Below are 9,410 nucleotides of genomic sequence, written 5' to 3'. Positions count from 1 at the left end.
TCCACAGTAGCTCAGTGGTAGAGCTATCGGCTGTTAACCGATCGGTCGCAGGTTCGAATCCTGCCTGTGGAGCCATACGGAGAAGTACTCAAGTGGCTGAAGAGGCGCCCCTGCTAAGGGTGTAGGTCGTGTAAGCGGCGCGAGGGTTCAAATCCCTCCTTCTCCGCCATAAGGCCCGTTGGTCAAGCGGTTAAGACACCGCCCTTTCACGGCGGTAACACGGGTTCGAATCCCGTACGGGTCATTAAAAAAACCTTGCATACTATGCAAGGTTTTTTATTATGCGTTCATAGCGTAAATGGTAAAAGACAGGTATGTGGCAAAAGCGCTCCATAATAAATAAGGAACCAGAAGCCAGGCTGAAGCTTTACTGTATTTACCGGCAATGAGCAACAGAATGAGTGTTGTCAGCGCCACAAGCAGGCAATCGATAGATGCAGCAAGCAAATTTTTCTGTGTGAATTGAAAATAGCTGAATCCTTGATTCACGATATAATTGATGAGAAGCATCACCCAAAAAGCTTTGGATTCTTTACATGAAAACTTTGCGTATATCAAGGCTGCTGAGAGCGAAATAAGCGCAAACAAAACCGCCCATATGATGCCGATCACTGATCCGCTCGGCGTCCAGTCGGTTTTTTGCAGCGCGTCATACCATTCCCGGTCGATGGGAAAGAGAACCCCCGCTAAAGAAAACAAGACATATGTAATGATAAATACAATAATCGCACCGATATACTTCTTTTTCATTTGTTCCCTCCGCCATTCAATGTCAATACATTAGTTCCCTTTTTTGAAAATATTAAACCTTTTAAAGGGTTCATGCACCATTAAGTGTATGAGTTTTCAGTGTGAAAATGCAGCAAACCATTTATTTGTATTCAAAAACCCCGGCAGGCCGGGGTTTTAATCAGCATGAAGATCGCCGAATGTCGTCATAATTCCTTCTTCGTCAAGTTCCTGTTCATATTTTTCGTGTGCTTTGCTTGGATACACGGAAATGTTTTTGCCGGTAATATCTGTCGCGATAAAGTTTTCATAATCCTCAGCATAGCCGATGTTTTCTTCTGAGTTCATTGTCATATCCCCATAGCTGAGCGGAGGATCCTCTAAATCCTGAGGCGTTTCTGAGTTTCCGTATTCCTCAACATCCTGATAAGCATCTTCACTATCGTAAGCCGCCCGGATTGATTCATCATCATCAAATTCAAACTGTCCGAACGGTGTTTCCTCTTCAATCGGCCTGTCTTTGGAAACGGCATCCTGCGAGGAATATTCCGCCAATGTCGTAGCCGTCGGCAGAGCTTCAAGTCTGTCATAAGGAATGTCCTTGCCGCTGACTTCACATGTGCCGTATGTGCCGTTTTCAATTTGTTTCAGAGAGTAATCAATGTCGCGAAGGTGCTCCCGTTCATGGTCGAGCAGAGCCAGGTCTTTTTCCCGCTCGTATAATTCGGTCGCCTGATCGCCGGGATGATTGTCATAGGAAGACAATTCGCCGGATGACTGATACGGGAATTCATCAGTTAACTGAAATTGATCATTTTCTTTAAAGCGGCTTAAAATATCATGTCTGGCTTCTTCCAATTCTTTTTTTAAGTGTGTGATCTGTTCGTTTGTAAGCACATCAATCCCTCGTTTCTATGTGATGCTTACTGTTAGTATGAACGCTTTTGCGCAGAAAAATGGTGGATAAAAATAGTCATTTTCCCATGAGGAAGTAAAAGGATACAGTGATTGCCGAGAGTGGGGAAAGAAAATTCAAGTTTGTTTCTTTATTCATTTGCGCAAAAAGGTTTATAATAAGAAATGCAGGCATTTTGTCGTGCTCAAATCTGTGTGTTTGACACAAAGTCATCACAGGTGTATTGTATTAAAAGCATTTAACGGATTATGGAGGAATGTCTCATGGTGACAACGGTGCAGCATACGTTCCGAGAGGAAGCAGATCATGCATTACATAAAGCCAAACAAGTCAACCATGCTGTCTTATTGAGCTATTCAAGACGTATTGCGTCTTTAGACCCTCTATCATTTTTCAAAGACGGAGCAAAAAAATATAAAGGCAAACGATTTTTTTGGTCAGAACCCGGTAGTGAATTAACAATAGTCGGTCTTGGCACAGAAGCGCTGTTCCAATCGAATGAAAAAAATGGAAAGCGTTATCACGACGTTTTTGAACAATGGGAGCGCTTTAAAAAGATGGCTTTTCATATTCATGAAGAAGAAGAGGCGGCGCATACCGCGGTCGGCCCTGTCTTATTCGGCGGTTTTTCATTTAATCCCGCTGAAGAGAGAGGAGACGAATGGAACGGGTTCGAAGAAGGGCTGTTCTTTATCCCCTCACTCATGCTGACAAAGACGGCAGATGGTGATTATTTAACCGTCAATCAATGGGCAGCAGACGGTAATCAGGCAGAAGATACGCTGAAACGTCTGAAATCTTATTCGGAAGCTTTTTCAGTTTCTTCAATTGAGTATGAAGAATATCCTGTTTTAACAAAAGCGGAAGAACTTGATGTGGAAAACTGGCTTGAAGCCATTAAAACAGCAACAAATGATATGAAAGCAAATCAATATGATAAAGTCGTGCTGGCAAGGGAAGTCGTTTTGTCATATGATGGGCCTATTCCGGCAGAGAGCGTTGTCCGTAAGCTTTTGAAAGACCAAACGACAAGCTATGTTTTTGCGATTGAGCAGGGAGATAAATGCTTTGTCGGCGCTTCACCGGAACGGCTGATCAAAAAATCCGGCAAAGACGTCATGTCCACCTGTCTGGCAGGTTCAATTAAGCGCGGAGAAAATCAACAAGAAGATGACCGTCTCGGCAAGGAATTGCTGCATGACGAAAAAAATCTCGCGGAACATGATTTTGTGGTTCAGATGATACACGATTCTTTCTTGTCGAGCTGCAGCGATGTGAAAAAGCCTGCAGGTCCGCAATTATATAAAACAAAAAGTGTTCAGCATCTATATACGCCGATCACAGGCTATCTTAAAACGTCCGCTTCGCTGTTTGATTTAATTGAAAAGCTGCATCCCACACCGGCATTGGGCGGAGCTCCCCAGCAGAAAGCTATTAAAGTTATCGCTGATATTGAACCGATGACACGCGGATGGTACGCGGCTCCGATCGGCTGGGTGGACGGCAGGGAAAACGGAGAATTTGTCGTGGCTATCCGATCAGGGCTGATTGAAGGCAAAAGTGCGCGGCTTTTCGCAGGCTGCGGCATTGTTGAAGATTCAGATCCGCAATCAGAATATGAAGAAACACAAATTAAACTAAAGCCGATGATCTCTGCTTTAGGAGGTGAAAGGCTTTGACAAACCCGATTACACATTATATCGGAAGCTTTATTGATGAATTCGCTCTATCGGGTGTGACCGATGCAGTTGTTTGCCCGGGGTCGAGGTCAACTCCCTTGGCGGTTTTGGCGGCGGCCCATCCGGATATTCAAGTCCATATACAGATTGATGAACGATCCGCAGGTTTTTTCGCACTCGGTCTTGCAAAAGCCCGCCAGCGTCCGGTCATGCTGATTTGTACGTCAGGAACGGCAGCGGCTAACTTCTATCCGGCCGTGATTGAAGCTCATTATTCAAGAGTGCCGCTTATTGTCCTGACTGCTGACCGGCCTCATGAATTGAGGGAAGTGGGGGCGCCTCAGGCGATTAACCAGCATTTTCTGTTCGGTAACTTTGTTAAGTTTTTCACAGACTCGGCTCTGCCTGAAGAAAATCCTCAAATGCTGAGCTATATCAGAACATTGGCCGGCAGAGCCGTAAGTGAAGCCGGGAAGCGCCCGATGGGGCCGGTCCATATCAATGTGCCGCTCAGAGAGCCTTTGATGCCGGATTTATCAGCCGGACCTTTTGAAAGAATGAGAAAGGGGCGGCACGTCTCAGTCACAACAGGGATTCAGTCAGCTGCTCAAGACTCTCTCTGTCATATTACAGAGCGTCTCGCGGGGACCGAAAGAGGTATGATCGTCTGCGGCGAAATTCACGGTGAAGCAGAAAAGCAGCAAATCATCGCGCTTGCCGAGATGCATCAGTTCCCGATTTTGGCTGATCCGCTTTCAAACCTCCGAAACGGGGAGCATGATAAGACGCTGATTATTGATGCTTATGACTCGTTTTTAAAAGATGAAGAAATAAAAGAGGCGCTGCGCCCTGACGCTGTGATCCGCTTCGGTCCGATGCCGGTTTCCAAACCGCTCTTTTTATGGCTCAGAGATGATCCTGCCATTGAGCAGTTTATCGTCGATGAAGACGGAGGATGGAGAGATCCCACCCAGGCCGGCGCGCATATGATTCATTGCCATCCGTCGGTGTTTTTGGAAGCGGTCCGTTCAGCTGAAACCGGAAAACGGCCGTCCGAATGGCTTGAGAAATGGCAATTTGTCAATGACCGGTTCCGGAGTCATTTACAGGCCGCGAACATGGATGATTTATCATTTGAAGGAAATGTATATCGTCAGCTTCAGCACCTTGTCCCTGAAGGCAGTTCGATTTTTGTCGGCAACAGCATGCCGATTCGCGACGTGGATACGTTCTTTGAAAAACAAGATCGTTCCTTCCGTGTTTATGCCAACCGCGGCGCTAACGGCATTGACGGAGTTGTCTCCTCGGCTATGGGACTTTGTGAGGGTACAAAAGCTCCTGTCACGCTTGTAATTGGAGATTTATCGTTTTACCATGATTTAAACGGGCTGTTAGCGGCTAAAAAACTTGGAATTCCGCTTACGGTTATTTTAATAAACAATGATGGCGGCGGGATTTTCTCGTTTTTGCCGCAGGCATCTGATAAGACTCATTTTGAAGAACTGTTCGGTACGCCGACGGGTCTTGATTTCCGGCATGCCGCCGCACTGTACGGCGGGACGTATACTTGCCCTGAGACATGGGAAGCATTTAAGGATGCGTATCAGCCGCAGGCGGACAAGCCCGGACTTCATATAATCGAGCTGAAAACAGATCGGACATCAAGAGTTCAATTCCATCGCGATCTGCTGCAGGCCGCAGTGCGGGAAGTGAAAAAAGAATGGAAACTGTAACTGTTAAAACGGCAGACGGTGTATGCTATCGGGCTGCTGATAGCGGACACGAATCGTCTGAAGCTATTGTTTGTCTGCATGGATTTACGGGCAGCAAAGAATCATGGATGTTTTTACGCGGCATGTTTCCCGGCGAACGAATGGTGATGATTGACTGCCTGGGTCACGGGGAGACAGACGCGCCTGTGCAAGCGGCAAGGTATACTACGAGCCGGCAGGTTGCGGACCTTGCCGCCGTTTTTGATCAATTAAAACTTCACAAAGTGAAACTTATTGGTTATTCTATGGGGGGGAGACTTGCGTATTCCTTTGCACAGGCATTTCCGCATCGGGTGTCAGCGCTTGTTTTGGAAAGTACAACCCCGGGCCTGAGCACGCTTCAGGAACGCAAGAAGCGGATTCAGTCAGACCGGAAGCTTGCTGACTTTATATTGCGGGAAGGTATAACATCGTTTGTCGATTATTGGGAGAGCATTCCGTTGTTTGCCACGCAGCTTTCTCTGCCGGACAGCGTAAAGGCATCCATCCGTGCCGGCAGGCTGAAAAATAATCCGTCCGGACTTGCAGGCAGCCTGCTCGGAATGGGGACGGGCTCACAGCCTTCCTGGTGGGAGGCATTACACCGCATCAAGGCGCCCGTCCTGCTCATATGCGGTGAATGGGATGAAAAGTTTTGCGCTATTAATCAAAAGGTGCATAACCTGCTCCCATCAAGTAAAATAGAGGTTGTCAAACAGGCGGGGCACACGGTACATGTGGAACAGCCGCGAATTTTTGGTAAGATAGTAAGTGAGTTTTTATACGGCTTGTAAAGCATAAAGAAAATAGCTTTTCGGCCGGACTCAGGCAAAAATGAAGGAGGTCATATCAATGGCTGCAGAATGGAAAAGTGAACGTCAGTACGATGAAATCCTGTACGAGACGTATAACGGTATTGCAAAAATAACAATTAACCGCCCGGAGGTACATAACGCATTTACTCCTAAGACGGTATCAGAAATGATTGACGCGTTTGCTTGTGCGCGTGATGACTCCAATATTGGTGTCATCGTTCTTGCGGGAGCGGGAGATAAAGCATTCTGTTCAGGCGGAGACCAAAAAGTCCGCGGTCACGGCGGATATGTCGGAGACGATCAGATCCCGCGTCTGAATGTGCTTGATCTTCAGCGTTTGATCCGTGTTATTCCTAAACCGGTCGTAGCGATGGTATCAGGCTATGCCATCGGCGGAGGCCATGTGCTTCATATCGTCTGTGATTTAACGATTGCGGCCGATAATGCGATTTTCGGCCAAACCGGACCGAAAGTGGGAAGCTTTGACGCCGGTTACGGCTCAGGTTACCTGGCGCGTATCGTCGGACATAAGAAAGCCCGTGAAATCTGGTACCTGTGCCGTCAATACAACGCGCAGGAAGCGCTCGACATGGGGCTTGTCAATACGGTTGTCCCATTAGAGAAACTTGAAGAGGAAACAATTAAATGGTGTGAAGAAATGCTTGAGAAAAGCCCTACAGCCCTTCGTTTCCTTAAAGCGGCATTTAACGCAGATACAGACGGCCTCGCCGGAATTCAGCAATTTGCAGGAGATGCAACGCTTCTTTATTACACGACTGACGAAGCGAAAGAAGGCCGCGATTCCTTTAAAGAGAAACGCAGTCCCGATTTCGGTCAATTCCCTCGTTTTCCGTGATCAGATGAAACTACGAAACAGCTTGAGCCGCTCTGGTCCAAGCTGTTTTCTTTTCAAAAAAAGTACTTTTACCTCGGAGATGATAACATGCTGACAGAACAGCCGAATTGGCTCATTCAAAGGGCTCAGCTGACACCAGAGAGAATCGCTCTCATATTTGAAAACAAACAGATGACATTCAGAGAATTATATCATGCTTCTAAACAAATGGCCGCGCGGCTGTCCAAATACTGCTCGCTTAAAAAAGGAGACCGTGCCGCGATTTTGCTTTCTAACAGACCGGAAATGGTTTATGCCGTTCACGCCTGCTTCTTATTAGGGGCGGAAGCTGTGCTGTTGAATACGAAACTCTCAAAACAGGAACGGTTGTTTCAGCTCGAAGATTCACAGGCAAAGCTTTTATTGACGGAGGACGGTTTTTGCCGTGAAGAATATGAATCTGCGGTTGCCGCCGCAGATGTGGACGAGCTGCAGGCTGAAGAGGCGGGTGACATTGAACCTGAAGCTTATGTAACGCTTGATGATACGGCGACTCTTATGTATACGTCAGGAACAACGGGAAGGCCGAAGGGGGTGCAGCAGACTTTCGGTAATCATTATTCCAGCGCTGTATCGTCTGCGCTGAATCTGGGGGTCACGGAGCGGGACCGCTGGCTTATTGCGCTGCCGCTGTTTCATATCAGCGGTCTGTCTGCGCTGTTTAAGTCGGTCATTTACGGCATGCCTGTCGTGCTTCATCAAAAATTTTCTGTCACCGATGTGCTTGACAGCATCAGCTGCCATCAGGTCACGATCATTTCAGCGGTGCAGACCATGCTTTCGGGCCTGCTTGCGGAAACTGAACAATGTCCTGAATCACTGCGCTGCATTCTGCTTGGCGGGGGGCCGGCACCGCTGCCGCTCCTTGAAGAATGCCGCAGGAAACAATTTCCGGTATTCCAATCTTACGGCTTGACTGAAACCTGCTCACAGATTGTCACGCTTTCTCCGGAATTCAGCATGGACAAGCTCGGCTCGGCCGGTAAACCGCTGTTTTCATGCGAAATTAGAATTGAAAAAGACGGAAACCCTTGTGCGCCGTTTGAACACGGTGAAATTACGGTGAAAGGCCCGAATGTAATGAAAGGGTATTACCATCGTGACGACGCAAACCAGGCCGCTTTTCATAATGGATGGTTTAAAACGGGCGATCTTGGCTATTTGGATGATGAAGGGTTTTTATACGTGCTGGACAGGCGGTCGGACCTCATTATTTCAGGCGGAGAGAACATCTACCCGGCAGAAGTGGAAGCGGCGCTGCTTGCCCATCCGGCTGTAGCGGAGGCCGGTGTTTCGGGAGCAGAAGATCCGAAGTGGGGGAAAGTGCCGCATGCTTTTCTCGTGCTGACTTCTTCTGTCAGTTCTGAGGAGCTGACCGCCTTTTGCCGTGAGCGGCTTGCAAAATATAAAATACCGGCTGCTTTTTTCGCGGTTGACGAGCTCCCGCGGAACGCGTCCAATAAACTGATGAGACATCGGCTGAATGAGCTTCGTAAAGGAGAATTGTCATGATTAAGATTGAAAAAATCACCCTTTATCATGTAAGTATGAGGCTGAAAAAACCGTTTAAAACAAGTATTGAAACGCTGCAGGACCGTAAATTTTTGATCGTGGAAGCGATCGATGAAACCGGGAGAACCGGCTGGGGGGAGGTATCGGCGTTTTCTTCTCCGTGGTATACAGAAGAAACGATTCAGACATGCGCGCATATGCTGAGAGATTTTTTCATCCCGAATGTCGTAGGCCGCGAGTTTTTCCATCCGTCAGAGGTGCCTGACAGTCTCGCGCGTTTCAAAGGAAACCGCATGGCAAAAGCGGGGCTGGAATCAGCCGTGTGGGATCTATATGCCAAGAAAAAAGGGATATCACTCGCAGAAGCCTTAGGGGGCAAAAGAGATAAAGTGCCCGCCGGCGTGGCGGTGGGTCTTGCTTCGGCTGATGAGATGCTTCGGGAAATTGAGCAATACGTAAAAGAAGGTTATCAACGTATAAAAATAAAAATTCAGCCCGGCCATGACGTTGATCTGGTCAGAGCCATCCGCAGCCGTTTTCCGAACGTACCGCTGATGGCGGATGCCAACTCGGCATATGAACTGAAAGACATCAGCAGGCTGAAAGAGTTGGATGAATTCCAGCTCATGATGATAGAACAGCCGCTTCAGGCAGATGATATTGTCGATCACCGCCACCTGCAGAAACACTTGAGAACCGCGGTATGCCTTGATGAAAGCATATGCTCATATGATGACGCAAGGCGGGCGATTGAGCTTGGGAGCTGTAAAATCATTAACATAAAACCGGCGCGTGTAGGAGGCCTGACAGAGGCTTTAAAAATACATGACTTATGCAGAGAGCATCACATGCCGGTTTGGTGCGGCGGAATGTTTGAAACCGGCATTTCGAGAGCGCAGACAGTCGCGCTTGCTTCGCTGCCGCAATTTACGATACCAGGTGATATTTCCTCATCAGACCGATACTGGGAGGAGGATATTGTCACTCCCGACATCCATATCGAAGAGGGGTTCATCTCTGTTCCGGACGGTCCCGGACTGGGTGTCGAAGTCAATCAGGAAATAATGAGAAAATACGTCACCCAAATGGACGTTTTTACGACAAACAACTGAT

General features: G+C 47.7%; 8 protein-coding genes and 3 tRNA genes. 9 read left to right on the top strand and 2 right to left on the bottom strand.

Annotation, left to right across the window (positions count from 1 at the left end):
* The 3 genes from G9F75_RS18540 (at position 1) to G9F75_RS18530 (ending at position 244) form a co-directional block, all read left to right on the top strand.
* Positions 1 to 75, top strand: a tRNA-Asn gene (locus G9F75_RS18540).
* A 3-nt stretch (positions 76 to 78) separates the two neighbouring features.
* A tRNA-Ser gene (locus tag G9F75_RS18535) sits at positions 79 to 169 on the top strand.
* A gap of 3 nt (positions 170 to 172) precedes the next feature.
* Positions 173 to 244 (top strand) — tRNA-Glu (locus tag G9F75_RS18530).
* 35 nt (positions 245 to 279) lie between these two features.
* On the opposite strand, the gene G9F75_RS18525 is transcribed toward G9F75_RS18530, so the two are convergent.
* Together G9F75_RS18525 and G9F75_RS18520 are read right to left on the bottom strand one after the other, a co-directional pair.
* The gene (locus G9F75_RS18525; RefSeq protein WP_095061228.1) at positions 280 to 750 is read right to left on the bottom strand and encodes a TspO/MBR family protein; all 471 of its coding nucleotides are present in this window, start codon (positions 748 to 750) and stop codon (positions 280 to 282) included.
* Positions 751 to 906: 156 nt separating this feature from the next.
* A complete protein-coding gene (locus G9F75_RS18520) occupies positions 907 to 1,626 on the bottom strand; it encodes a TraR/DksA C4-type zinc finger protein (RefSeq protein WP_007613312.1) in 720 nt (239 codons plus the stop codon).
* A 282-nt stretch (positions 1,627 to 1,908) separates the two neighbouring features.
* Here G9F75_RS18520 and G9F75_RS18515 point away from each other — a divergent pair, with 282 nt between their 5' ends.
* From G9F75_RS18515 to menC, 6 genes are all read left to right on the top strand, one after another.
* Positions 1,909 to 3,324, top strand: a complete 1,416-nt coding sequence (locus G9F75_RS18515; protein WP_167409304.1) for an isochorismate synthase — start codon at positions 1,909 to 1,911, stop codon at positions 3,322 to 3,324.
* The gene (gene menD, locus G9F75_RS18510; RefSeq protein ID WP_167409303.1) at positions 3,321 to 5,057 is read left to right on the top strand and encodes a 2-succinyl-5-enolpyruvyl-6-hydroxy-3-cyclohexene-1-carboxylic-acid synthase; all 1,737 of its coding nucleotides are present in this window, start codon (positions 3,321 to 3,323) and stop codon (positions 5,055 to 5,057) included. The genes G9F75_RS18515 and menD overlap by 4 nt, the downstream gene beginning before the upstream one ends.
* A complete protein-coding gene (gene menH, locus G9F75_RS18505) occupies positions 5,045 to 5,869 on the top strand; it encodes a 2-succinyl-6-hydroxy-2,4-cyclohexadiene-1-carboxylate synthase (RefSeq protein ID WP_094296106.1) in 825 nt (274 codons plus the stop codon). The genes menD and menH overlap by 13 nt, the downstream gene beginning before the upstream one ends.
* A 58-nt stretch (positions 5,870 to 5,927) precedes the next feature.
* Positions 5,928 to 6,746, top strand: a complete 819-nt coding sequence (menB, locus tag G9F75_RS18500) for a 1,4-dihydroxy-2-naphthoyl-CoA synthase (RefSeq protein ID WP_003152221.1) — start codon at positions 5,928 to 5,930, stop codon at positions 6,744 to 6,746.
* Between the two features lie 87 nt (positions 6,747 to 6,833).
* Positions 6,834 to 8,297 (top strand): o-succinylbenzoate--CoA ligase, encoded by a 1,464-nt coding sequence (locus G9F75_RS18495; RefSeq protein WP_109567150.1) that lies wholly within the window; start codon positions 6,834 to 6,836, stop codon positions 8,295 to 8,297.
* Complete coding sequence (menC, locus tag G9F75_RS18490) at positions 8,294 to 9,409, top strand: o-succinylbenzoate synthase (RefSeq protein WP_025649760.1); 1,116 nt, start codon at positions 8,294 to 8,296, stop codon at positions 9,407 to 9,409. The genes G9F75_RS18495 and menC overlap by 4 nt, the downstream gene beginning before the upstream one ends.
* Position 9,410: the final 1 nt, after the last annotated feature.

The organism is Bacillus sp. EKM208B, from assembly GCF_011800725.1.
GTDB classification, from domain to species: Bacteria; Bacillota; Bacilli; order Bacillales; family Bacillaceae; genus Bacillus; species Bacillus velezensis.
Note: the sequence above shows the minus strand (reverse complement) of the source record. Positions and strands in the feature narration are given on the sequence as shown.